The sequence below is a fragment of the Halorubrum rutilum genome (assembly GCF_042665015.1).
Lineage (GTDB): Archaea > Halobacteriota > Halobacteria > Halobacteriales > Haloferacaceae > Halorubrum > Halorubrum rutilum.
The window spans coordinates 446945-470315 of the sequence record NZ_JBHTBL010000001.1; the positions used below are offsets into that span (position 1 = coordinate 446945).

The 23371-nt window shown below is 70.7% G+C and carries 22 protein-coding genes; 19 read left to right on the forward strand and 3 right to left on the reverse strand.

All coding sequences use genetic code 11. From position 1 onward, the window contains the following. Positions 1-17 precede the first annotated feature (17 nt). Both ACFQMF_RS02455 and ACFQMF_RS02460 read left to right on the forward strand, forming a co-directional pair. Positions 18-989: a ribose 1,5-bisphosphate isomerase gene (locus ACFQMF_RS02455; RefSeq protein ID WP_256407523.1), complete on the forward strand. Its 972-nt coding sequence runs from the start codon at positions 18-20 to the stop codon at positions 987-989. Next, positions 986-2104 carry an ATP-dependent ribose-1-phosphate kinase gene (locus tag ACFQMF_RS02460; protein WP_256407524.1) on the forward strand — a complete coding sequence of 373 codons (1119 nt, stop codon included), beginning with the start codon at positions 986-988 and terminating at the stop codon, positions 2102-2104. The genes ACFQMF_RS02455 and ACFQMF_RS02460 overlap by 4 nt, the downstream gene beginning before the upstream one ends. Positions 2105-2164: 60 nt before the next feature. Here the strand turns inward: ACFQMF_RS02460 and ACFQMF_RS02465 are convergent, their stop codons facing one another. Next, entirely contained in the window at positions 2165-3349 is a 1185-nt protein-coding gene (locus ACFQMF_RS02465; protein ID WP_256407525.1) for a hypothetical protein, read from the reverse strand. A 71-nt stretch (positions 3350-3420) separates the two neighbouring features. Beyond that, positions 3421-4503 carry an asparaginase gene (locus ACFQMF_RS02470; protein ID WP_256407526.1) on the reverse strand — a complete coding sequence of 361 codons (1083 nt, stop codon included), beginning with the start codon at positions 4501-4503 and terminating at the stop codon, positions 3421-3423. A gap of 253 nt (positions 4504-4756) precedes the next feature. Between ACFQMF_RS02470 and ACFQMF_RS02475 the strand changes: the two genes are divergently transcribed. From ACFQMF_RS02475 to ACFQMF_RS02485, 3 genes are all read left to right on the forward strand, one after another. Beyond that, positions 4757-4978 (forward strand): DUF8028 family protein, encoded by a 222-nt coding sequence (locus tag ACFQMF_RS02475; RefSeq protein WP_256407527.1) that lies wholly within the window; start codon positions 4757-4759, stop codon positions 4976-4978. Positions 4979-5148: 170 nt separating this feature from the next. Then, positions 5149-6807, forward strand: coding sequence for a DUF255 domain-containing protein (locus ACFQMF_RS02480; RefSeq protein ID WP_256407528.1), 1659 nt, complete (start codon positions 5149-5151; stop codon positions 6805-6807). A 144-nt stretch (positions 6808-6951) separates the two neighbouring features. Further along, positions 6952-7758: a TrmB family transcriptional regulator gene (locus ACFQMF_RS02485; protein WP_256407529.1), complete on the forward strand. Its 807-nt coding sequence runs from the start codon at positions 6952-6954 to the stop codon at positions 7756-7758. A gap of 613 nt (positions 7759-8371) precedes the next feature. Here the strand turns inward: ACFQMF_RS02485 and mptA are convergent. Further along, complete coding sequence (mptA, locus tag ACFQMF_RS02490) at positions 8372-9301, reverse strand: GTP cyclohydrolase MptA (RefSeq protein WP_256407530.1); 930 nt, start codon at positions 9299-9301, stop codon at positions 8372-8374. 329 nt (positions 9302-9630) lie between these two features. Between mptA and ACFQMF_RS02495 the strand changes: the two genes are divergently transcribed. From ACFQMF_RS02495 to ACFQMF_RS02560, 14 genes are all read left to right on the forward strand, one after another. Then, positions 9631-9924 (forward strand): 50S ribosomal protein L21e, encoded by a 294-nt coding sequence (locus ACFQMF_RS02495; RefSeq protein ID WP_256407531.1) that lies wholly within the window; start codon positions 9631-9633, stop codon positions 9922-9924. Position 9925: 1 nt separating this feature from the next. Further along, complete coding sequence (locus ACFQMF_RS02500) at positions 9926-10282, forward strand: RNA polymerase Rpb4 family protein (RefSeq protein ID WP_256407532.1); 357 nt, start codon at positions 9926-9928, stop codon at positions 10280-10282. A 437-nt stretch (positions 10283-10719) separates the two neighbouring features. Then, positions 10720-11562 (forward strand): eIF2B alpha/beta/delta subunit family protein, encoded by an 843-nt coding sequence (locus ACFQMF_RS02505; protein WP_256407533.1) that lies wholly within the window; start codon positions 10720-10722, stop codon positions 11560-11562. Between the two features lie 195 nt (positions 11563-11757). Then, entirely contained in the window at positions 11758-12714 is a 957-nt protein-coding gene (locus ACFQMF_RS02510) for a DUF7260 family protein (RefSeq protein ID WP_256407534.1), read from the forward strand. A gap of 252 nt (positions 12715-12966) precedes the next feature. Continuing rightward, positions 12967-15369, forward strand: a complete 2403-nt coding sequence (locus ACFQMF_RS02515) for a molybdopterin-dependent oxidoreductase (protein WP_256407535.1) — start codon at positions 12967-12969, stop codon at positions 15367-15369. Between the two features lie 99 nt (positions 15370-15468). Continuing rightward, positions 15469-16149 (forward strand): molybdopterin dinucleotide binding domain-containing protein, encoded by a 681-nt coding sequence (locus ACFQMF_RS02520; RefSeq protein WP_256407536.1) that lies wholly within the window; start codon positions 15469-15471, stop codon positions 16147-16149. Then, positions 16149-17330, forward strand: coding sequence for a 4Fe-4S dicluster domain-containing protein (locus ACFQMF_RS02525; RefSeq protein WP_256407537.1), 1182 nt, complete (start codon positions 16149-16151; stop codon positions 17328-17330). Before ACFQMF_RS02520 ends, ACFQMF_RS02525 begins: the two co-directional genes overlap by 1 nt. Positions 17331-17340: 10 nt before the next feature. Continuing rightward, positions 17341-18102, forward strand: a complete 762-nt coding sequence (locus ACFQMF_RS02530; protein ID WP_256407538.1) for a molecular chaperone TorD family protein — start codon at positions 17341-17343, stop codon at positions 18100-18102. Then, positions 18099-19124, forward strand: coding sequence for an ethylbenzene dehydrogenase-related protein (locus ACFQMF_RS02535; protein ID WP_256407539.1), 1026 nt, complete (start codon positions 18099-18101; stop codon positions 19122-19124). Before ACFQMF_RS02530 ends, ACFQMF_RS02535 begins: the two co-directional genes overlap by 4 nt. Positions 19125-19132: 8 nt before the next feature. Continuing rightward, positions 19133-20086 (forward strand): HEAT repeat domain-containing protein, encoded by a 954-nt coding sequence (locus tag ACFQMF_RS02540; RefSeq protein WP_256407540.1) that lies wholly within the window; start codon positions 19133-19135, stop codon positions 20084-20086. Beyond that, positions 20083-20709 (forward strand): RAD23 family protein, encoded by a 627-nt coding sequence (locus ACFQMF_RS02545; RefSeq protein ID WP_256407541.1) that lies wholly within the window; start codon positions 20083-20085, stop codon positions 20707-20709. Before ACFQMF_RS02540 ends, ACFQMF_RS02545 begins: the two co-directional genes overlap by 4 nt. Next, positions 20709-22208 carry a P-loop NTPase gene (locus ACFQMF_RS02550; RefSeq protein ID WP_256407542.1) on the forward strand — a complete coding sequence of 500 codons (1500 nt, stop codon included), beginning with the start codon at positions 20709-20711 and terminating at the stop codon, positions 22206-22208. Before ACFQMF_RS02545 ends, ACFQMF_RS02550 begins: the two co-directional genes overlap by 1 nt. Before the next feature lie 23 nt (positions 22209-22231). Next, positions 22232-22513, forward strand: coding sequence for an AbrB/MazE/SpoVT family DNA-binding domain-containing protein (locus ACFQMF_RS02555; protein ID WP_256407543.1), 282 nt, complete (start codon positions 22232-22234; stop codon positions 22511-22513). Further along, positions 22476-22973 (forward strand): type II toxin-antitoxin system VapC family toxin, encoded by a 498-nt coding sequence (locus ACFQMF_RS02560; RefSeq protein WP_256407544.1) that lies wholly within the window; start codon positions 22476-22478, stop codon positions 22971-22973. Before ACFQMF_RS02555 ends, ACFQMF_RS02560 begins: the two co-directional genes overlap by 38 nt. Positions 22974-23371: the final 398 nt, after the last annotated feature.

The window sequence follows — 23371 nt, forward strand, 5'->3', positions numbered from 1 at the left end:
CCGGCTACCGGATCGGTATGACCGAGCACGAGCCGGCGGCCGCGGTGCGCGAGACCGCCGAGGCGATCGCGACGATGGAGGTCCGCGGGGCGGCGACCATCGCGTCCGCGGCGGCCGAGGCGCTCGCCGAGCAGGCGCGCGCGGCCGCGGCGAGCGGCCGGACCGCGAGCGATCCGGCGGCGTTCCGCGCGTCGATGCGCGCCGCGGCCCGGACCCTCCGCGAGACGCGCCCCACGGCCGTCTCGCTGCCGAACGCCCTCCGGTACGTCCTCCAGCGGATGGAGGGGGAGTCGGTCGACCGGCTCCGCCGGAGCGTGGTCGACGCGAGCGAGGCGTTCGTCCGCCAGCTCGACCGCGCGCGGGAGGACCTCGGGCGGGTGGGCGCGAACCGCCTCGCCGACGGCGACACGGTGATGACCCACTGCCACTCGACGGACGCGCTCGCGTGTATCGAGACGGCCGTCGAGCAGGGGAAGTCGATCTCGGCGGTCGTCAAGGAGACCCGCCCGCGCCAGCAGGGCCACATCACCGCCGAGCAGCTCCGCGACGCCGGAGTCCCGGTCACCCTCATCGTCGACTCCGCGGCGCGGCGCTACCTCGACGAGGTCGACCACGTCGTCGTCGGCGCCGACTCGATCGCGGCCGACGGCGGCGTCATCAACAAGATCGGCACCTCGGGGCTCGCCGTCAACGCCCGCGAGCGCGGCGTCCCGATCATGACTGCCGCCCAGACGATCAAGCTCCACCCGGAGACGCTGACGGGCCACACCGTCGAGATCGAGATGCGCGACGAGGCGGAGGTGATCGACGCCGAGGCCCGCGAGGCGATCGGCGAGATCGACGTCGAGAACCCCGCCTTCGACGTGACGCCGCCGCGGTACATGGACGCGATCGTCACCGAGCAGGGGCAGTTCCCGCCCGAGAGCATCGTGACGCTCATGCGGGACCTGTTCGGCGAGGGCGCCGCGGAGCCGTGGGCGGAGCCATGAGCCGGGACGGGGCGGCGGACGGCGCCGGATCGGGCGACGACGGGAGAGGGACGAACGACGGGAGAGGGACGAACGACGCGAGAGGACCGGAGGGCTCGGCCCCGGGCGAGGACGCCGGCCACGTCGACGAGGACCCCGACCTCGCGCCCGACGAGTCGGGCCGCGGCCCGAAGGTCGTCACCGCGGGTCACATCAACTGGGACGTGACGATCCACGTGGACCGGCTCCCCGAGCCGGACGGGGAGACCCGGATCGAGCGGCTCGAACAGTCCGGCGGCGGCAGCGCCGCGAACGTCGCGGTCGGGCTCGTCGACCTCGGCGGGCGGTCGGTGGTCTACGGGAGCGTCGGCGGCGATGAGTCGGGCGCGCTCGCCCTCCGCGAGCTCGCGAGCGCCGGCGTCGACCCCGGGCAGGTCCTCGTCGACGCCGACGAGCCCACCTCGGTGAAGTACGTGATCGTCGACGGCGGCGGCGAGCTCCTGATGCTGGCCAACGACGGCGCCAACGAGTCGTTCACGGCCGCCGGGCTCGACCGCGACGCCCTCGCGGCGGCCGACCACCTCCACCTCACGGGCCAGCGGCCCGAGACGGCGGCGGCGCTGGCGACCGCGGCGGGCGAGGCGGGCGCGACCCGGAGCTTCGACCCGGGGCGGCGCGTCGGCGACCGCGAGTTCGGCGCGGCGCTCCACGCGGCCGACGCCCTCTTCCTGAACGCTCGGGAGGCCGACGCGCTGGCCGACTCGACCGACGTCGACCCGTGGGAGCCGGAGGACCGCGTCGTCGCGATCAAGCTCGGCGACGAGGGCGCGACGGTCCGGACGCCTCACGGCGACGTCTCGCATCCCGGCTTCGACGTCGACCCCGTCGACACGGCCGGCGCCGGCGACGCCTTCGCGGCCGGGTTCCTCGGCGCGGCCCTCCGCGAGCCGGAGATCGTCGACGGCGGGTTCTCGCACGACCCGCGCGACTACCAGGTGCCGCTGCTCGTCGGCAACGCGTGCGGCGCGATCGCGGCCGAGACGGTGACCGCCCGAGCGGAGCTCTCGTGGGACCGCGTCCGCGAGACGATGGGCGAGTCGCCCGAGTCGGACCTCCTGATCGAGGTGCGAGCCTGACGCGGACGGGCTCGACGGCGGACGCGACCGCTGCGCGCGGACCCGACGCCTCCGCCTCCGTCACCCCTCGTAGTCGAACGCGACCGCGAGATCGGCGGCGCCGAAGAAGACGAACCGGTAGCGACCGGGGACGAGGTCCGGACAGACCCGGAGCGCGTCGGCGTGCGGCCCGCCCTCGACGAGCCCCGACTCGGTCATCTCGAACTCCCACGCCAGCGTCTCGCCCGGATCGACGGCGAGCGCCTCGTCCGTGTAGCCGAGGGTCGCGTTGCCGTCGGTCCCGCGGAGTTCGGTCCAGCCCGCCGCCGTGCGGATCTCCAGGTTGTACTTCCCCTGGTTGCCGACGTACGCCACCCGCCATGAGACGTTCGTCAGTTCGATCCGGAACCGGGTCCCGCGGCCGATCGCGAGCGGGTCGGACCCCGGGGCGCCGTCGCCGGGGATCACGACGCGGAGCGCGAGCGGGCCGTCGCCGCCCGATTCGCTGCCTGCGCCGCCCCCGCCGCCCCAGTTGACATCGCCGTCGTACGCCTGCGGGTGGCGCTCGAATCCCTCCGCGTCGCAGTCGAAGGCGGCGGGGACGTTCGAGGGCTCGTGGTCGGGACGGACGTCGCCGGCGAGCCCCTCCGGGTCGCGGATCCCGTCACCGTCGCGCACCGTCCCCGTCTCGCCCCAGCCGTCGGTGAGGGAGACGCGGGCCGAGTCGGGACGGGCGTCGGTCGTCGCTCGGAGGAACGCCCCGGAGTAGGTGATCGCCTCCCCGCAGGCGACGTCGTCGCCGGGCCCCTCGACGGTCGCGCTCGCGACGAGAGTTCCGTCATCGACCGCGACGTCGGCGAACGAGACCCTGGCGTGGCAGGTCGTCGGGCCGACCGACTCGACGTACGCGAGCACCGACTCGTCGAAGTCGGTCGCCTCGACGAACGCGACCGTCTCCGCGGGGGCGTCCCGGAGCAGCCACGCCGCGTCGCTCTCCTCCGCGAACAGCGCGCAGAAGCCGCGTCGTTCCTCGCGGTTCCACGCCGGCCCGGAGAGCGCGCCGCCGACCTGATGGACCGCGGTCTCGGGGTCGGGATCGCCGTCGTCGCCGTCACCGTCGTCCGCGGCGTCACCGTCGCTCCCGTCGCCGTCACCGTCACCACCGTCGCCGGTTCCCGGGTCGTCCTCGCTCGTGCAGCCGGCGAGCGCGGCGACGCCTCCCGCGCCGAGGCCGCACAGGACCGCCCGCCGCGTGCGTCGGGTCATGGCCGTCGCTACGCCGGACGCTCATAAGTGTTTCCCGTAAGCGCAAACGGCTCCCTGTGCCTTCTCGCCCATCAGACGTCCGGCGTCCGGAACAGGTCGGCGAGGGCGTCGCCCCCGGCGCCCTCCCCGCCGCGGTCGAGGTCGGCCGCGAGCCCGAGCGCGAGCGCCACCCGCGCCTTCGACGCGGGGAGCGGGCCGGCGAACGTCGCGCCGTGCTCCGCGAGCGTGACCGCGCCGCCGGGCGTGCCGTACACCGGCTCGGTCGGGCCCGCCGGGGGGCGTCCGGCGACGACGACGGGGGTCTCCGGGAGGACCTCGGCGGCCGCGTCGCCGATCGCCGCGGTCGCGTTCCCGAGGCCGGTCCCCTCGACCACGAGCCCGCCGACGCCCGCGTCGACCGCGCGCTCGATCGCGTCAGCGCCGACGCCCGTCCCGGAGTGGATCACGGGGACCTCGGGGACCTCGTCGGCGCCGCCGATCGCGTCGGCGAGCGGGTCGACGTCGACGCCGCGCTCGGGCGTCCGGACCAGCCGCGACCCGGCCCGGGTGAACGTCGCGACCGGGCCGGTCCCCGGCGAGGTCATCGTCGAGAGCGCGTTGCTGTGGCCCTTGATCACGTCGCGGGCGGCGTGGCACTCGTCGTCGAACGCGACGTGAACGCCCGGCGCGAACCGGTCGTCCGCGGCGGCGCGGACCGCCAGCGTCAGGTTCGCGGGCGCGTCGCTCGACGCCTCGTCCAGCCGGCGCTGCGCGCCCGTGACGACGACCGGCGCGTCGAGGTCGGTGAGCAGGTCGAGCGCGAACGCGGTGTCGGCGAGCGTGTCGGTGCCGTGGGTGACGACGACGCCGTCCGCCCCCTCGGCGACCGCCTCCCGCGCGGCCGCCGCGGTCGCGAGCACGTCGCGCCACCGCACGTCGAACCCCGGCCGCGAGCAGACCTCGCGGGCGCTCACGGTCGCGTGTCGCTCGACGCCCGGCACCGCCGCGACGAGGTCGTCGCCGGTCTTCGCCGGCGCCGCGCCGCCGTCGTCCGGCTCCGAGGCGATGGTGCCGCCGCAGGCGAGGACCGCGACGCGCGGCTTCGTCCCGCCGTCGGCCGCGGTCCGTCCCTCCCCTCGCGCTCCGCGTTCCGCCGTCGGCTTCGCGTTCGTCATACCTCCCGGTACTCCCGGAGGACCAAAGCGGTTGGTCCCGCGGCGGCACCCCGTCCGACGGGGCGGCGGGACCGTTCGGCGGCGATCCGGATCGATCTCCGACCGCGGCCGAAAAAAGATATCATCCCTCTATGAACGTTTTACTCGTCTCTGAAGGCGTTCTAAAACGTTCGTCGTCCGCCGAGAAACGTGGTGAAATCCCCCGAACCCTCTCCCGGGTATATGTGGGTCCCCGTCGTAGTGAGCGGTGTCCATGTCGATCCCCGCTCCCACGCGCCTCGCCTCCGGCCGACAGGTGGCCGGACTGATGACCGGTACCGTGAAGGCCGCCGCCTTCTGGGCCGCGATCGCCATCCCGGCCGCCTACCCCGTCCTCCTGTACTCGGGGCTCGACGGCGGCACCGGCCTGCTGTTCGTCGGCCTGCTGTTCGCGAACGCGCTGGCGCTCGCGGTCGGCCACGACTACAAGCGCTGACCGGCGCGGCGCCCGGAGCCGAGGCGCCGCCCTTCGACCGCATCGGACCGTTCGACGACGCCCTCCCGCTCGCCTTCTGCGATCGCCTTCCGCGGTCGCGGCCGTCGATACGGCGGCCGGCCTCCCGGCCGTCTCGAAGCGCTTACCCACGGGCCGACCCGACCGCCCGTATGACCGACGAGACGCACGTCGAGTGGCGCGACTGGGGCGCCGAGGCGTTCGCCGAGGCCGACGAGCGGGACTGTCCCGTGCTCCTCTCGCTGTCCGCCACCTGGTGCGAGGGCTGTCACGAGATGGACGCCGTCACGTACGCGGAGCCCCGCGTCGCCGCCAACGTCAACGAGGGGTTCGTCCCGGTCCGCGTCGACGTCGACCGGCGCCCCCGGGTGCGCGAGCGGTACAACATGGGCGGGTTCCCGACCACGGCCTTCCTCACGCCCGACGGCGAGCTGCTCACCGGCGCGGGCTACCTCGACGTCGACGGGATGCGACAGGTGCTGGAGTCTGTCCGGGGGATGTGGGCCGACAAGGGGCGGTCGGCGGGACGGGTCCCCCGCGCGCTCGACGCCGACCTCCCGCCGCGCGGCGAGCTGACCGACGCGATCGAGAGCCACCTCGCCGGACAGGTCGAGGCGAAGTACGACGCCGAGTACGCCGGCTGGGGGACGGACGCGAAGTTCCCGCTTCCCCGCACCGTCGAGTTCGCGCTCAAGCGCGACCGCGACCGCGCCCTCCGGACGCTGGACGCGGTGCGCGACCACCTCGCCGACGACGTCGCCGGCGGCTTCTTCCGGTTCGCGGGGACCCGCGACTGGGGCGACGTCGCCTACGAGAAGCCGATCGACACGAACGCGGCCGTCACGCGCGCCTTCGCGAACGCCTACCTCTACACCGGCGACGAGGCGTACCTGACGCCCGCGACCGACGCGGTCGGCTTCCTCACCGACGACCTCTGGACCGGCTACGGCGTCGGCGGGAGCCTCGGCCCGGGGCTCGGTCGCGCGTACTACGCCGCGCCCGCCGACGACCGCGCGGAGCTCGACGCGCCCCGCCGCGACCTCACCGTCTTCGCGGGCGGGAACGCGCTCGCGGCCGACGCGCTGCTCGCGGTCGCCGCCTACACCGACCGCGAGCGCGCCCGGGAGTACGCCGAGCGGATCCTCGACGGCCTCGAACGCGACCTGATCGACGCCGACTCGGGCGAGGTGACGCACTTCCGCGGGAGCGACGAGGCCGGCGAGTCGGACCTGCTCGACGACGCCGCCCGCGTCGTGAGCGCGTACGTCCGCGCCGCCGGGGTCCTCGGCGAGGGCGTCGACGTCGCCCGCGCGGTCACGGACCGAGCGATCGACCGCCTGCACGTCGACGGCTCCTTCGTGGACGGGCCGCGGTCGGGGGCGGGCCTGCTCGACCGCCCGTTCCGCCCGCTCGACGGCAACGTCGAGATGGCGACCGCGCTGCTCGACCTGGCGGCGCTGACCGGCGAGGACCGCTACCGCGAGGTCGCCCGCGAGACGGCCGAATCGTTCGCGGGGGCCACGGAGCGGCTGAGCGTGCAGGTCGCCGGCTACGGGAGCCTCGTCGGGCGGCTCCGCCGCGGCACCACCGTCGTCGCGGTCGGCGACGAGCCCGGCAGCGACCTCCACCGCGCGGCGTGGCGGGTCGCCGACCACGAGAAGGTCGTCGCGCCGAACGCCCACCTGGAGGAAGCGCCCGCGCCGCGGTCGGTCCCCGCCGGGTCGGCGGTCGTGCTCGCTGGCGACGCAGTCTCCAAGCCCGCGGAAACGCCGGACGAGTTGATGCGGCGGGTCGCCGAGACCGCGGAGTAGGACGCGGCGGTCGGCGCGTTCGACCGTATTCGGTCGGTTTCCGCGATCGGCCCGGTCCGCCGCCGCCCGGGCACGGCGGGCTTCCCACTACCTCCGCGTGTAAACGGGCGACGTGTTTATATCGGTGCCGTCTGATCGGTCCGTATGGCATCCCTTCGGGACCTGGGGCTCTCCGAGTACGAGGCGCGCGCCTACCGCGCGCTGTTGCGCACCGGACCGACGACGGCGAAGGACCTCTCGCGGGCCAGCGAGGTCCCCATGGGACGGGTGTACGACGTGCTCAACAGCTTAGAGCAGCACAGCCTCGTCCGGAGTCAGGCCGCCAGCCGGCCGAAGAAGTACGCGGCGGTCGAGCCCGACGCGGCGCTCGACCGGCTGTTAGAGGAGAAGAAGCGGGAGCTGGAGACGCGGGCGGAGCAGTACGAGGAGGTCGTCGCCGACCTCTCGACCGAGCTCGACGCGGGGGAACCGGTCGACGGCCAGTTCTGGACCGCGGCGGTCGGCGCGGAGGAGGCGACGGACCTCCTCTTGGAGCGGATCGCGGCCGCCGAGCGCCGGATGGTGGTGGTCGTCGGCGCGCCGGCGACCGGCTTCGACCTCGGCACGATCGGCGAGCAGGTCGCCGCCGAGCTGGAGTCGGCGCTCGACCGCGGCGTCGAGATCCGGGTGTTGCTGTCGCCGGAGACCGTCGACGCGCTCCCGCGGAGCGTCGGCCGGCGCTACACCGCGGAGCTGTCGGACAAGGCGGGGTTCGAGGTCCGAACCACTTCGGGCGTCGACGGGACGTTCAACGTCTTCGACGGGATCGAGGTGTGCATCGAGGTGCCGCATCCGCTCTCGGGCGACGAGCCGTTCGCGATGATCGACGTGAAGGACGCGGAGTTCGCGACGAGCGTGAGCGAGGAGTTCGAGCCGCGGTGGACGGAGGCGGAACCGCTGTCGTTCGGGTGAGATCGATCCGTTCGATATTCGCTGACACACGCTGAGCCGACCTCGGCCAGCGGAGACGCGGCAGCGAGCGACGGCGGTGACTATTTATAAACAACGACGCGGTCGGCGCGTGCCGGTGAGCGCCGCAACGCGGCGCGAGCCGCACGCGCGAGGGAGCCCGCGGCCGCCGCCGGCGGCCGCGGCGAGGCTGGGGAGGTGTGAGGCTGCGGTTGCGGTGCGGTCCGGGTGGGACTCAAAGGGGCAGCCGCGAGGACTGCGCAGGCGACGCCAAGCACCGCAACGAGGAAGCGAACAGAGTGAGCGACCGAGTGAGGAGCGCAGCGAGCGTGCGCAGTCCTCGCGGCTGGGGCTTTGGCGGTGTTCACCGGCAATCCAGTATCAATCAGTTATAAGCGAGCGGCTGGGGCTTTGGCGGTGTTCACCGGCAATCCAGTATCAATCAGTTATAAGCGAGCGGCTGGGGCTTTGGCGGTGTTCACCGGCAATCCAGTGGCGACCGCGTACAACCGAGCGGCTGGGGCTTCGGCGGCGTTCGCTACAGAGTGGGCGACTCGATCTGATCGAGCGGTTAGAGCGTTCGAGGGTCGTTCGGTGAACGGGTATCTGGCTGCGTCTAGCGCGCGTTCAGTTCGGTCCGCAGGTCGCCCATCGTGACCTCGCGCTCGGCGTGGGCGTTGTGCTGGTGGATCGACTCGTCGTTCGACTGTTTCATGCGGATCACGGCGTCGTCCGGTAGGTGGTCGAACTCCTCGATCGTCCCCTCGGCGAGCGCGCGGACGCAGTCCTCGACGAACTTCGCGTCGGCGTGGGCCTCGTAGGTCATGTGGTCCTCGTCCGGCCGCTTCGCCATGTTGTAGATCCGCGCGCTCATCGAGTCGCGGGCGACGTCGATGAGGTCGCGCAGGTCGATGTCGGGGTGGCCGTCGGTGGTCACGGTGAGCGTCGCGTGACCGCGCTGGGAGTGGCCCGGCTGCGGGACGGCGTCCAAGAACTCCTCGGTCGTCTCCTCGTCGACGCCGAGCTCGGCGAGCTTCTCGCGGGCGCGGGACTCGCTCATCCCCTGCGAGCAGGGACAGACGGTCATGCCGGTGACCTCCGCGCCGATCTCCTCGCGGGTGCCGTCCTCCGTCGCGGTCGCGCTGGCGATGATGGTCGACGTGCTCTGCGTCTCGATCCCGGACGCCGGCGTGTCCTCGCGGGTGACGAGCTCCGCGGTCATCGACACCTCGGCGGTGGTGGTGTAGTCGTGCTTCTCTAAGAGCCGCTCGGCGGCGTCCCCGCAGACGTCCTCGACGCGGTACGCCTCCTCGCGGGTGATCTCCTCTAGGATCTCGTCGATCGTCGCGAGGTTCCGCGACATGTCGATCCCCTTGCGGCCGCTCGGGAGGTCGACGAACACCTCGAACTCGGCCATGAGGACGATGGGACGGCGATCCCCCCGGGCGAGCTTGACGAGCTTCTCCACGCCGGTGACGCCGACCTGTGAGAGCCCGACCGTGACGTCGGGCGCCGACGCCTGTACGTCCGGCAGCTGATGACTCATTACGAACACGTTAGGGAACTCCCGGGATTAGCACTTTCGATAGGGGGGCTTGCATGGGGTAGTTTCGGCGCCCGCGGCGGGGGTCTCGGACCCCGCTCCTCGGCGGCGACTTCCTCGCGTCGTTCGATCGACGAACCGCCCCCGCCGGGCGCGTTCGATCCGGTGCCCGACCGGGGACCGATCCGGCGTCTGCCAGCGGACCGATCCGGAGTCCGACCCGGAGCTCGATTAGGGCCGACCCGGCGCCCGACCCGGGCATGGTACCCGATCTCGGGCGAGACCCGTAACGCACCATTTATACCTGCGGCAGCGGAACGTAGCCCAAGACCATGCCGAGTTCCAATGGGCCTCAGAAGGCGACCCGCGACAAGCTCTCGAACAAACCGCGCGACCGCGGCACGTCGCCGCCGCAGCGAGCCATTCAGGAGTTCGAGACGGGCTCGCAGGTCCACCTCAAGATCGACCCCAGCGTCCAGGAGGGTCGCTTCCACCCCCGCTTCGACGGTCGGACGGGGACCGTCGTCGGCAAGCAGGGCGCCGCGTTCAAAGTCGAGATTCCGGACGGCGGGAAGACGAAGACGCTCATCGTCCGCGCCGCCCACATGAGCGCCCAGCAGAACTGAGATGACGATCTTCAAAGAGAAGGTCGACGAGGAGTACGTCACGGTCTCCGAGGCGAAGGAGGTCCTCGTGGACATCGAGGCGGAGCGCGCCGAGGACGAGGACCGCGACCTCCGCTACGAGCTCGCCCGCGCGATCGAGCACGTCAACCGGTTCGCCCGGCTCGACGCCGACGAGTCCCGCGAGCTCGTCGAGGAGCTGACGGAGTTGGAGCAGATCGACGTCCCGACCGCCGTGAAGATCGCCGACCTGCTCCCCGAGGACCGCACCGAGCTGCGCTCGGTGTTCGCCCAGGAGCGCTACTCGCTCGACGGCGACGAGCTCGACGACGTGCTGGACATCGTCGCGAAGTACGCCTGAGACGTCGCTGAGCGGCTTTCTGTTTCGCGTTTCGTTCGATACGTCACTGACGGTTGCTCTGCAGAGTGCACCGCCAAGGCCCCAGCCGCTCACTTATAAATGGCTGCCGGTGGATCGCCGACGAACATCGCCAAAGCCCCAGCCGCGCTCGACTCCCACAGCTCGCTGCGGTCCTCGGTCGCTACGCTCCCTGCGGTCCTTGCGTCGCTGGGGTTCGTCGAGCGCGGCTGCCCCTTTGAGTCCCGCCCGACCGCTCCGCACAGCGCCTCACGCCTCCCCAGCCTCGTCGGTGGTCCTCCGCGTTGCTCCGGACCACCGACTCCCTCGCGCGTGCGGTTCGCGGCCTACCGGCCGCTCACCGGCACGCGCCACCGCGTTTTTTGATCGGTCGGCGAAACCCCGGAATCCCTTTGAACGGCGGCGACGAGGGGATCGGTATGATCGACGAGACCGTCGCCGAGATCCGGGCGATGCGGACTCACAGCACGTCGGCGGTGGCCGTGAAGGCGACGCGCGCGCTCGCGGAGCTGCTCGACCGCGAGTACGTGACCGTCGACGAGTTCGAGCGCGACCTAGAGCACAACGCGGGCGTCCTGCGGCGGTCGAACCCCTCCCACGCCGCGCTCCACAACGCGATGCGCGACGTCGAGCGCTCGATCATCGGCGAGCCCACGAGCGTCGAAGACGCGAAACAGCTCCTCGAAGACACCATCGACCGGGTCGCCGACGACATCGAGACGGCCAAGGGGGAGGCCGCCGCCAACGCGGCCGAACGCATCGAGGACGGCGAGACGCTGCTCGTCCACGACTACTCGACGACGGTGTTGGAGTCCATCGAGAACGCCGCCCGCGACGGCGCGCACCTGACCGTCTACGTCACCGAGGCGCGCCCGCGGACCCTCGGCCGGAAGACGGCGCGCGTGCTCGCCGGGATGTCCCGCGTCGACGTCCACATGGTCGTCGACAGCGCGATGGGGTACGCCCTCCGCGACTGCGACCGCGTCCTCCTCGGGATCACCTGTATTACCGGCGGCACCTACTACAACCGGATCGGGACCTTCCCCCTCGTGGTCACCGCCCGCGAGCTCGGGATCCCGGTGACCGCGGTCGGCTCGGGCGCGAAGACGATCGAGGAGTTCCGCTTCGAGAACGAGTTCCGCGACGCCGTCGAGGTGATGCGCGAGCCGGTCGAGGACGTCGAGATCGAGAATCCGAGCTACGACGCGACCCCGATCGGGATGATCGACACCGTGATCACCGACGACGGCGTCGTCGAGTAGCCGGGGAGTCGCCGGCGGTCGCCGGGCGGTGGCCGGGCGGTCGCCGGGCGGTGGCCGGGCGGTCGCCGGGCGGCAGCCGGACGGCAGCCGGACGGTGGGCGACCGCTATCGAACCCGGCGCCGACGCGGAGCCACCGCGTCGGAGCCCGAACGCGGACGTAACTGCTTTGTGTATGTACCGTGTTAACGAGCGTAATGAGCGTGTATTCGGGCTCCGCCAACGTCTTCCGGATCCGCCACGCGGACCCGGAAGCGATGAGAGAGTGTACGGGCCTCTCGTGCGAGGTCGGCGCGGCGGCGACCGAGCCGGCCGCCGTCGTCGCGGCGGTCGTCGTCGGGCTCGCGGCGTTCCTCGCGTTCGCGTACGTCCGCGAGGCGGTCGACGCCGACCAGCGCGAGCGGCGGCGCGTCCTCGCCGAGCGCGACGCGTTCGAGGAGTTCGCCGACCGCGTCTCCACGCTCGACCCGGCGCCGACCGGGTCGACCGGGCCGGGGTTCGACGGGTCGATGGCCGCGGTCCGCACGGCCGACCGCGTCGGCGGCGACGACGTCAGGCTCAGGCGGGTGCTGGCGGCGTACCGCGACACGGTGATGTCGGTCCCCCACTACAGGGAGGAGTACGACGAGACGATCCCCGAGAGCCTCGCCGCCGAGCTCGGCCCCGACACGGCGGCCGCGCTGGCGTCGAACGGCACCCTCTCCGCGGCGTCCCAGTCGGCGCTCGTCAGGCGCAGCCGGCGGGCGGCCGAGGCGCGCTCGTCGCTCGCCGACGGGATCGACGAGGAGATCGAGGCGCTGCGGGCGTTCGAGAGCGACCTCTCCCGCGTCGACTGCCGCCGGCGGCGCCTCCTCGAACACCTCGACGGCGTCTCCGGACCCGGGACCGACGCGGCGCTCGACGTCTGGGAGCGGCTCGACGAGCTCGAGGACGAGTGCGACGAGATCGCGGCGGAGCGACAGGAGACGCTCGCCGACCCGCCGATGACGCCGGACCCCGCGACCGACCCCGGCGAGGACCGCGCCTTCTACGAGTACCTGTACGAGCCGACGGACGGGCCCCGATACCCCGTGCTGGCGCAGGTGTCCGAGCTGGCGGAGCGGATCCGCGACGACCGGGACCGCGTCGCGCGGCGGCTGGCCGACGGACGGTAGCCGCCGACGCCGCGCGCCTCGTCGAGGCGCTCCGCGCCGGTCGTCGCGGGAGACGTGTTCCCGTGTGCTCCGACGAGGGGCGTCACCGACCCCAGCAGCCGTGCACTGCTACCCGCAATTTGACAAGCTTCCACTTTCCCACGAATATGTTCGTGCGGGTGCACTACATTTCGAAAACGCGGTGGCTCCTTTGTAAGGTCATAATCGGAATCTCACGCGTATGCGCCCGAACGAGCACGGAGGTGGACCGGCGTGGAACTGAGCCGACGGGAGTTCATCACGTCCGCGGCCGCGGGTGCGGTCTCGGCACTGGCGTCGAGCGGCTGGGCGGCGACGCAGTCCGTCGATCCGGTCACCGACGTCGAGAACCCGTTGCGGTCGTATCCCAACCGCGACTGGGAAGAGGTGTACCACGACATCTACGCATACGACGCGGTCGACTGGACGGTGTGTCACCCCAACTGTACCCAGTCGTGCGCGCTGAACTTCTACATGCGGAACGGGGTGCCGATCCGGGCCGAACAGATATACCACGAGGAGGAAGGGAGCCCCGGACCGGGGAGCCCGGGCGGGTACGAGGAGGCCGGCGTCAGCCGCCACTGGAACCCCCGCGGCTGCATGAAGGGGCTGACGCTCCACCGGCGCACGTTCGAACCCAGCCGGATCAAGTACCCCCTCGTCCGCAAGGGGTGGGACCCGGACGACCCCAACCCCGAGGGGCGAGGACGGGACGAGTTCGAGCGCGTCTCGTGGGACGAGGCGCTCGACCTGATCGCCGAGAAGATGGCGAGCTTAGAGGACGAGCGTCGCTTTCACGTCTTCAACGCGATCAAGGCCGACGGCCTGTTCACGCGGCACGGCTCGGCGCGTCGCCTCGCGTCGATCTTCGGCGGGAGCGAGTGGACCGAGTACGACTGGTACGCCGACCTCCCGCCGGGCCACGTCATGACGACGGGTCATCAGACCAGCGACGCCGACGCCTCGGCGTGGCGGGCCGCCGACTACACGATCATTCAGGGGAAGAACCTCATCCACAACAAGCTCGCGGACAACCACTGGCTCCAGGAGAGCCGCGAGCGCGGCGGGAAGATGGTCGGGATCTATCCCGACTACTCGCCGACGGTCCAGAAGTGCGACCGGTGGCTCCCCGTCCGGCCCGGGAGCGACCCCGCGGTCCCCCTCGCGTTCGCGCACGTCGTTATCGACGAGGGACTGTACGACGAGGAGTTCATGCGAGGGTACACTTCGCTTCCGCTGCTGGTCCGCGATGACACTGACAAGTACCTCCGGGCGCACGAGGTGTTCGACGACGTCGAGCCGCCCGAGGGCGGCGTCGAGAAGGAGCCGAGCCACCACATCGAGGGCGACTGGGGTCAGTTCGTCGCCGTCGGCGAGGACGGCGAGCCGTACGCCGTCGACCGCGAGTCGGTCGGGGCCGAGACCCCGAAGACACCGCAGCTGGAGGTCGACACCGAGATCAGCCTGGCCGACGGCAGTACGGTCTCCGTCCGGTCCGACTTCGCCCGCCAGAAGGCGAACGTGTTGGAGAACTACGCCCCCGAGACCGTCGCGGAGATTACGACGATTCCGGCGGAGAAGCTCCGGCAGACCGCCCGCGAGTTCGCCGCCGCCGACAAGGGACAGTGGTTCACCGGTGAGGGAATCAACCACTGGTTCTACGGCGCCAGCGAGGTCCAGCGCGGTATCTTCCTCGTCCAGGCGATGCTCGGGAACATCGGTCAGCGGGGGGCTGGCTACTACAACTACTCGGGCCAGTACAAGATCGAGCTCCTCGACGGCTATCCGACGTACGTCAACCCCGACGGCAACAGCGCCGAGGGGATCTACCCGGGCCACATGTTCGCGTTCTTCGGCGGTGAGACGCTCGATCCCCGCGAGGTCCGCGGGGAGTTCGAGGGCGACCTCGTCGCGCAGGACGACTTAGCGGAGCCGCTGATGCCCGAGGACGCATCCTCGTTCAACCTCCACCGGCCCGAGATCCTGTGGACGATGAACTGCAACCTCCTGAACCAGACGAAACACCAGGAGCACGTGATGGACAACTTCGTCACGCACCCCGACACGGCGAACGAGCTGTTCGTCGTCTCGGACATGCACATGACGTACTCGGCGGAGTACGCCGACATCGTCCTCCCGGTCCCCTCCTGGCTGGAGTGCGACTACCCCGACGTCACGGTCGGGCCGGAGAACCCGTTCGTCCAGATGGACAGCGGGGTGATGGACCCGATCTACGACACGATGCAAGACGGGGAAATCGTCGCGCGCGTCGCCGAGAAGCTCGACGAGAAAATCCCGCCCGCGGAGCGCAACGTCGACTCCTACCGCTCGTACTTCGCGGAGTTCCTCGACGATGACGGCGACGTCACCGAGTACATTCAGGAGGCGTTCGACGCGGGGACCACGACCAAAGACATCGACGTCGAGGACCTCCGCGACGGGCCCGAGCGGCTCCAGCTGAAGACGTATCCCCGGATCCCGTTCTACTCGCAGGTCAACGAGGACCGCCCCTTCTACACGAAGACCGGGCGGATGGAGTTCCACAAGGAGGAGGACCGGCTCATCGACCTCGGCCGCGACGACATCCACCACTTCGAGAGCGTCGAGGGGACGCCGTACGACCCCGGCGAGAAGTAGGACGCGGCGAAGACCGGCAGCAACGACCTCTACGAAGACGGTAAACGGTTCCACTACAACACCCCGCACCCGAAGTACCGCACCCACTCCTCGTGGGGGATGACCGACTGGAACCTCATCTGGTCGTCGCGCGACTTCGGTTCCACCAACGCCGACCCCGCGGGCACCGAGCGGCTGGTCGACGACTTCTCGTTCCCGACCGGCGACGGCGAGACGAACGACGCCCCGCCGCTCGGCGAGCCGTTCGTGGAGATGCACCCGACCGACGCCGAGGAGATCGGGATCGAGACCGGCGACTACGTCCGGATCTCGGGCGAGCGCGGGTCGATGGTGGTCCGCGCGATGGTCAGCGAGCGCCAGCGCCCGACCGACGCCGGCGACGTGGGGCAGCTCACCATCTGGCACGGGTGGTGGGACCAGCAGTTCCCCGAGGACGAGAAGAACCCGGACAAGGAGGCGCACGGTTACAACGTGGCCACGAACATCTGGCTCGATCCGCTGCTGGAGTCCGACGGGATGGTCCACAAGCCGACCTTCGGCGACCCGAACGTCTCCGAGCTCGTCGACGAGGACGTCGCCTGGCACGACGCCGGCTTCGCGCAGGGGTACGAGGAGGCGGTCTGGGCCCCTACCGGCGTCGAGCGCGACACGCTCGTCGAGGTCGAAAAGTACGAGGAGGCGGACTGGCGGCCGGGCGACGCCCGGCAGGACGATCTGGTGACCGACTACATCGACGGCAGCCTACAGACGACGAGCAGTGCGGGCGGAGGTGACGACTGATGCCACGGACCTACAATCCGCAGCTCGGCCGTGAGCAGAGCTATCCCTACGAGAAGCGCGAGGAGGAGCGCGACTGGCACTGGGGGATGGTGATCAACACGAACCGGTGTATCAACTGCAACACGTGCTCGTTCGCCTGCAAGTCCACGTGGACCAGCGGCGAGGGCGAGGAGTACATGTGGTGGATGAACGTCGAGACCGAGCCGTACGGCGGCTACCCGATGGGGTGGGACATGCGGCTGCTCGACGACCTCGGCGCGGACCGGACGATATTCGAGGCCGCCGAGGAGGGCGAGCAGGTCCGCGGGTACGTCGCCGAGAAGGAGGACTGGGAGTACCCGGCGCTCGGCGACGACCAGTCCCACGGAGAGTACCCCGCCGGCGACGTGGTGGAGTCGGATCCCCACGAGGAGGAGTACCACGACATGTGGCAGTTCTACCTCCCGCGGCTCTGTAACCACTGCAAGAACCCGGCCTGCCTCGCGGCCTGTCCGCGGAAGGCGATCTACAAGCGCGAGGAGGACGGCATCGTCCTGCTCGATCAGGAGCGGTGCCGCGGCTACCGTCGATGCGTGAAAGCGTGCCCGTATCACAAGCCGATGTACAACCCGGAGACGGGCATCTCCGAGAAGCCCGTCGGCTGTTTCCCGCGCATCGAGGACGGCAACGTCCCGCGGTGCGTCTCCTCGTGTATCGGGAAGACCCGCCTGCACGGCAACATCAACCGCGGCCCCGACGCCGGACGCCCGAACGGCGTCTCCTCGGCCGCGGCGGGACGCTCGCCGATCAACTACCTCGTCAAGTCCGACGAGAAGGTCGCGCTTCCGCTGTACCCGCAGTTCGGCACTCAGCCGCAGGTGTTCTACATGCCGCCGTTCCACGTCCCGCCGGAGTTCCTCACGCAGATGTTCACGCCGAACGTCGAGGAGAAGCGGAACGACTGGCCCGGCTCCACGTACGAGGAGTCGGTGAAGATCATCCAGCGGCGGGCCCGCGATCCGAGCCACCACGTGCTCGGCATCCTCCAGCTGTTCGGCGCGACCACCCGTCTCATCGAGACGTACACCGTCAAGGAGAACCGCGTGAAGGGGTGGGACCGCAAGGGAAAGAAGGTGGTCGACATGCCCATCGAGGAGCCGATGGAAGTGCGCGAGGGCGAGCAGTGGACGAATCAGCCCTGAGGTGATCCAAGTGACTGAACACACCGACGCGACGACCGACGACGCGGACGACGGCTCGCATCCCGTCGACGCTCCCGGCCGTCACGGATCGCGGGCGGCGCTGTACGCCGCCGCCGCCGGCGCGTTCTGTTACCCGGAGCCGGAGCGGGTGGCAGCGCTGACCGCGGACGACGCGATCGAAAGCCTCCGGACGGCGGCGGCGACCGTCGACTGCGCCGCGGCCGGAGACGCGCTCGCCGACGCGCTCTCGGACCCGGCGCTCGACGACGAGACCCTCGCGGACGGGTACGACGCCCTGTTCGGGCTCCCGGGCGACGAGGGCGAGTACCCGGTCGTGCCGTACGAGGCGAACTACACCGTCAGAGACGACATCGGCGCCAGACAGCGTCGGATCGCGACGGTATCCGGCCTCCTAGAGCAGTTCGACCTCGCTCGCGCCGATTCGTTCCACGAGCGGCGCGACCACGTCGCCGTCGAGCTCGAGCTCCTGCAGGTGCTGGCGGCGCGGCGCGCGCTCGCCGCCGAGGAGGGCGACCGCGAGCGGGCGGAGCAGCTCGCGCTCGCGGAGGCGACCGTGTTGGACCGGCACCTCGCTGACTTCATCCCGGCGCTCGCCCACGAGCTCGGCGGAGCCGTTGAGCGGGAGGCGGGTCCGGACCCGGCGGCGGACGTGTACGTGGCCGCGGCCGACCTGGCGACCGCGCTCGTCGAGCGCGACCGGGCGGCCCATCCGGAACCGCCGGAACCCGAAACCGGAGGTGAGCCGGCGTGAGCGGCGACCGAATCCGCGCCGCGGTCGGAGTCGCGACCGACCGCTTCGACTCCTCCGCCGTGGCGCAGGCAGCGGTCGTGACCGTCGCGGTCGTCGCGCTCCTGATCGGGGTGCAAGCGGCGGTCAGCGCCGCCGCGGTCAGCGGGAGCCAGCCCGTCGAAAACGTCGGCGGCGGCGTCCCCTCGTCGCCGGGCGCCGACGCGTGGGCGGACGCGGAGCGCCGGACGGTCAACCTCGACCCCCAACGGATGGCGATTCCGCGTGGGGGCGGCTCCGTCGACGAGGTCGACGTGGAGGCGGTGACGAACGAGTCGCACGTCGCCTTCAGGCTGACCTGGGAAGACGAAACGCGAGACGCGAGCCTCGGAGCGCCGAACAGCTACAGCGACGCCGCCGCGGTGATGCTCCGCCGCGGCGAGGAGCCGCCGATCACGATGGGCGCGGCCGGCGAACCGGTCAACATCTGGTATTGGCGTGCGAGCTGGCAGTCGGCCGACGATGCCGACGGCACGGGAGACATGTACGCGTACCCGCAGGACGACGAGACGACGACGCCCGGGCTCGCGGCGGATAACCCCCTCTCGAAGGAGCGGTACACGCGCTACGCACAGAACTACTACGCCGAGGGGTTCGGCTCGCTGACCCACGCGGAGACGCAGCCGGTATCGGCACAGGGTCGCTACACCGGCGGCTTCTGGCAGGTGACGTTCGTTCGCGAGCGAACTACCGACGGCGAGTACGACGCGGACCTGACCGCCGGCGAACCGGTCCATCTCGCGTTCGCGGTCTGGAACGGGAGCGCCGACGAGGTCAACGGTGCGAAGTCGCTGACGTATCGGTACAGCCAGCTAGAGGGGGACGCGCTGTCCGTCCCCGGCGACGGCTCCGGGTCCGACGGCGGGTCCGAAACGGACGGCGGTAGCGGTTCGGTTTCGTCGTTCGTTTCGGCGGTCGGCGGGGGCACCATCGCCGCCGCCGTCACCTTCCTCGTCGCGTACGCCATGATCAAGCGGAAGTCCTAGCTTCACCCATGTCTGACGACGAATACGCCAACTGGAGCGCACGGGGCCGAGCGCCGGCCGGAGACGAATCGACGCTTCGAGACCACCTGACCGCCGACGATCCCGGAGTCAGGCGCGACGCCGCGCTCGGTCTCGTGGACGCCTCGACCGACGGCCTCGACGAGGCCACCGTCGCCCGCCTCGCGGAGCGTGTCGAGGCGGACGCGGACCCGGACGTCAGGCAGTTCGCCGCCGAGGCGCTCGGCGCGGCCGGGGCGCCGGCAGCGACGGTCGCGCCGGCGCTGACGGACGCCGACGAGTGGGTCCGGGCCGAGGGGGTCGTGGCGCTGTCGCGCGCGGCGGCGCGGAGGGACGATGGGGGCGATGTCGACGTCGGCGAACGCCTCCGCGCCGCCCTCGACGACGATTCGGGGGCGGTCCGGCGCAACGCCGTCATCGCGCTCGCGAAGACGGGGCGCGTCGACCCCGGGACCCTCCGCGATCGGCTGAAGCGAGACTCACACGCCGGCGTTCGGGAGTACGCCGCCAGATACCTCGCCGACGATCCCGGTCAGACCGACGAAAGCGTGACGCTCCTCGCGGCCGTCCTCGCACGCGACCGGGAGGCGCTGGTCCGCGCGGCGGCGGCGACGTCCCTCGGCGAGCTCGGCACCGACCGCGCCGTCGAAGCGTTGGAGTCGCAGGGCGTCACCGACCGCAGTCAGGACGTGGTCAGGGCGGCCCGTCGGGCGGTCGCGGTCGCGCGAGGGGAGGATCCGGAAGACGTCGAACTGCCGTCAGCCGCGCCCGGTGGGGGCCCGGACCGACCGTCGGAGACGCTCGGCACGGCGTCGGGTACGACCGGTGGGCTTCGCGGCGGCGTGGACGGCGGACTCCGCGGCGGTTCCGGCGGTCCGCCCGACGGAACCGGCGGTCCCGGCCACCTGGCCGACCGCGGCCCGCGGGGAGGTGAGCACCGATGACGGAGTACGAGCTCGACGCCGACGACGCGGGCGACGGGGGCGGGCCCGCGACCGACGCCGACGCGGGTCCGGGCGATGATCCCGGGACCGTCGGCGAGCGCCTCGGCCTCACCGTTCCCGACGACCACGTCGCCGCCTTCGTGGCCGAGGCGTTCGAGGACCCCGAACTCGACGCGACCTGGGACGAGGCCGTCGGGGAGTTCGTCCCGGCCGACGCCCGCGACGAGTGGCGCGAACTCTCGATGCGGAACCGCGTCGAGGAGGTGCTCGCGGCCGCCGACGGGTACGACGACCGCGCCGTCGAACTGCTCGACGGGATCCCGCTCGACCGCGAGGCGGCGACCGCCGACGTCGAGGCCGCCTTCGACGAGGCGATGCGGCTCAGGCGGAACGCCGACGCGTTCCGCTCCGCGATCGCCGACGCGCACGCGGCGGGTCGGATCGACGACGAGGGGCTCGTCGCGGCCGTCGAGGGGTACGGCTTCGAGACCGACGCGATCGCCGAGCGCGAGGACTTAGTCGAGGCGGTCACGGAGCGGTACGGCCTCGACTTCCGGCCGTACGGCGGCACGCTGATGGACACGGACGAGGGCGACGGCCGCGAGGCCGAGGAGGCGTGGTGATGGCGGCCGACCGACCGCTCGTCGACCGCGTCGCGGACGCCCTCGCCGACGCCGACCTCCCGGGCATCGAGGCCGACGACCCGTTCACCGCCGGGGTGGTCACCGACCTCCGGTCGGACGACGGGGCGGTGACGGCGGCGGTCTCGCTGCCCGACGTCGACGCCGAGACGGCCGACCGCGTCGGCGAGCGCATCCGTGTCGCTGCGTTCGAGGTACCCGGCGTGGAGTCGGTGAGCGTCGAGCCCGCACCCCCCGACGGGACGGATCCCCACGGGAGTCGGGGACGCGGGGTCCACGGACACGAGGCACCCGAACACGGGGAGTCCGGCCGCGGGCACGGCGGCCACGGCCCGGACGAGGACCGAGTCCTCGACGGCGTCGACCGGGTCGTCGCCGTCGCGAGCGCGAACGGCGGCGTCGGCAAGACGACGGTAACGGTGGCGCTGGTCCGCGGACTCGCCGCGGCCGGTCTCGACGTCGGACTGTTCGACGCGGACGTCTACGGTCCGAACGTCCCGGAGTTGCTCGACGTCGACGGGCCGGTCGAGGCCACCGACGACGGCCGGGCCGCGCCGGTCGAGTGCGGCGGGATCGAGGCGATGAGCGTCGGGCTGCTGGCGGAGGGCGGGCCGGTCGCGTGGCGCGGATCGATGGCCCACGAGGCGCTCACGGAGCTCCTCTTCGACACCGCGTGGGGGCGAACGACCGACGGCGACCTCGACGTCCTCGTGGTCGACATGCCGCCGGGAACCGGCGACGTCCCGTTGACCGTCTCACAGTCCGTCCCGGTCGACGGCGCGGTACTCGTGTCGACGCCGTCGCCGACCGCACTCGCCGACACCGACCGGTGTGCATCGCTGTTCGATGAGAACGGCGTCCCGACGCTCGGGGTCGTCAGCAACATGGACGGGTTCACCTGTCCCAGCTGCGGCGACACGCACGACCTGTTCGACGGTGAAGGCCCCGCCGAACGGCTCGACGCGCCGCTGCTCGCGAGCCTCCCGTTCGACGCGTCGCTCCGCGACGCCCTCCGCGTCGACGACGGCGAAGACTCTCGCGACGGAGACGATCCGGAGACGGGTTCGACTGACACGGAGCCGGCCGCTCCCGAGCCCGCGCGGGAGCTGGCCGGGGCCGTCCGGAGCCGCCTGCCCGACGAGGACCCCGATCCGCTCCCGGAGTCCGCCGTCGACCTCCGCGGGATGCCCGAACGGGCCCGACGCGAGCATCTCCGTGCGGAAGCCGGGGCGATCGATCCCGGCGAGCCGTTGCGTGTGATCCACGACACGAACCCGGAACCGCTCCTGGACGCGATAGCCGCCGGGTTCGATCGACCGTTGGCGCGGCTTGACGCGACGGTCCACCGACACCGGACTGAGGCGTGGTCGCTGACCGTCGAGCGACCGGCAGCGGAGTCCGACAGCGGCGATGAATCCGCGGCCGACGGAGATTATTCGGAAATGAGCTCGGGAGCGGGGTCCGAATCAAAACGAATATGATCCTTCCCACTCCAAGTGGGAATATGACCAAGGTGGATTCAAAAGGGCGAATCGTCCTCCCGCAAGAAGTGCGAGAGCGACTCGGTATTACTCCGGGGACAGAGGTCGATGTCCGCGAAAAAGACGGGAAAGCAGTTGTTGAGCCAGAGGACAGCCCCGACGAAATTCTCGACCGGATGGAACGGCTCGTTGAAGAAGCGTCTTCGAACCGGGGGGAGACGATGCCGATTACCGAGGGAGTCGACCCGGTTGCCCACGAGCATAGAGATGCCGTTCAACGAGGCGCGGAGCAACACGGTGAGTAACGCTGGTGGCCCGTACCTGCTCGATGCCGGAGTGATAGCTCTCGCACATACAACGGCCCCAGCTCGTGATGTGGCACTCTCGTACGTTCGAGAGGCAATCTCTGGCGAGATCGACGCCGTTGTTCCGTATCCTGCGCTCTTCGGTGCTCACACCGTCCTCACGACGCACTACGGGTATTCGAACGCGGACGCCTCTCGTCTGCTCCAGAACTTTCTGGATGCGAAACGAATTCACTGGTACGACCGGATGCCTGAAGATGTCGTTCGGGGTGGATTTTCACAAGCGGGTGAGAGAAACGTTGATGGATGGGACGGGTATTACGCTCAAGTGGCGATCGAGGAAGGAGTGAAGACGGTGGTGACGATTGACGACGACTTCGAACGGTTTGACGCATACGATACCGAGGTGATCCTTTCGCCTGAGCAGTTTGCCGAACTGAACAGATTTCTCGAAGACTGATGTCAGCCGCCTCTCTGAATAAAGAAACCGCATTACCAACCGCTGTTATGAAATAAGCCGATGGCGGATTTACAGGTCGAACACGCCAGATCTCGGGAAGGGGCGGATTATCACTAGGATTAATTCACATCGACTAAGTCGTCGAACAGATGTATGTCCGAGCTATCATTTCACGCCTACTGCTCGGTGACGAGAATTTAAAAATAAGCAAGTATCTCGTAAACAATGAAAGAGCGAATTACGGACGTTTTATACCCGTCAACTGGTTACTCTATCCATGGTGGCCATGACGACGTGTTACCCCCACTGAGCCCCTTGTGACGAGGGATTTTCCACCGAGCCACCACTTCCGTGCCGTCGAGCCGCGGCTCCGCCCCGCGAGCGGTCTCGCCGCGGAG

Coding starts and splice junctions, on each gene's coding strand:
- ACFQMF_RS02480 (WP_256407528.1), top strand. CDS start 5,149: ATGACCGACGAGACGCACGTCGAGTGGCGCGACTGGGGCGCCGAGGCG.
- ACFQMF_RS02470 (WP_256407526.1), bottom strand. CDS start 4,503: ATGACGAACGCGAAGCCGACGGCGGAACGCGGAGCGCGAGGGGAGGGA.
- ACFQMF_RS02465 (WP_256407525.1), bottom strand. CDS start 3,349: ATGACCCGACGCACGCGGCGGGCGGTCCTGTGCGGCCTCGGCGCGGGA.
- ACFQMF_RS02555 (WP_256407543.1), top strand. CDS start 22,232: ATGACCAAGGTGGATTCAAAAGGGCGAATCGTCCTCCCGCAAGAAGTG.
- ACFQMF_RS02560 (WP_256407544.1), top strand. CDS start 22,476: ATGCCGTTCAACGAGGCGCGGAGCAACACGGTGAGTAACGCTGGTGGC.
- ACFQMF_RS02485 (WP_256407529.1), top strand. CDS start 6,952: ATGGCATCCCTTCGGGACCTGGGGCTCTCCGAGTACGAGGCGCGCGCC.
- mptA (WP_256407530.1), bottom strand. CDS start 9,301: ATGAGTCATCAGCTGCCGGACGTACAGGCGTCGGCGCCCGACGTCACG.
- ACFQMF_RS02520 (WP_256407536.1), top strand. CDS start 15,469: ATGACCGACTGGAACCTCATCTGGTCGTCGCGCGACTTCGGTTCCACC.
- ACFQMF_RS02475 (WP_256407527.1), top strand. CDS start 4,757: ATGTCGATCCCCGCTCCCACGCGCCTCGCCTCCGGCCGACAGGTGGCC.
- ACFQMF_RS02455 (WP_256407523.1), top strand. CDS start 18: ATGACCGAGCACGAGCCGGCGGCCGCGGTGCGCGAGACCGCCGAGGCG.
- ACFQMF_RS02460 (WP_256407524.1), top strand. CDS start 986: ATGAGCCGGGACGGGGCGGCGGACGGCGCCGGATCGGGCGACGACGGG.
- ACFQMF_RS02525 (WP_256407537.1), top strand. CDS start 16,149: ATGCCACGGACCTACAATCCGCAGCTCGGCCGTGAGCAGAGCTATCCC.
- ACFQMF_RS02550 (WP_256407542.1), top strand. CDS start 20,709: ATGGCGGCCGACCGACCGCTCGTCGACCGCGTCGCGGACGCCCTCGCC.
- ACFQMF_RS02540 (WP_256407540.1), top strand. CDS start 19,133: ATGTCTGACGACGAATACGCCAACTGGAGCGCACGGGGCCGAGCGCCG.
- ACFQMF_RS02505 (WP_256407533.1), top strand. CDS start 10,720: ATGATCGACGAGACCGTCGCCGAGATCCGGGCGATGCGGACTCACAGC.
- ACFQMF_RS02510 (WP_256407534.1), top strand. CDS start 11,758: ATGAGCGTGTATTCGGGCTCCGCCAACGTCTTCCGGATCCGCCACGCG.
- ACFQMF_RS02495 (WP_256407531.1), top strand. CDS start 9,631: ATGCCGAGTTCCAATGGGCCTCAGAAGGCGACCCGCGACAAGCTCTCG.
- ACFQMF_RS02500 (WP_256407532.1), top strand. CDS start 9,926: ATGACGATCTTCAAAGAGAAGGTCGACGAGGAGTACGTCACGGTCTCC.
- ACFQMF_RS02545 (WP_256407541.1), top strand. CDS start 20,083: ATGACGGAGTACGAGCTCGACGCCGACGACGCGGGCGACGGGGGCGGG.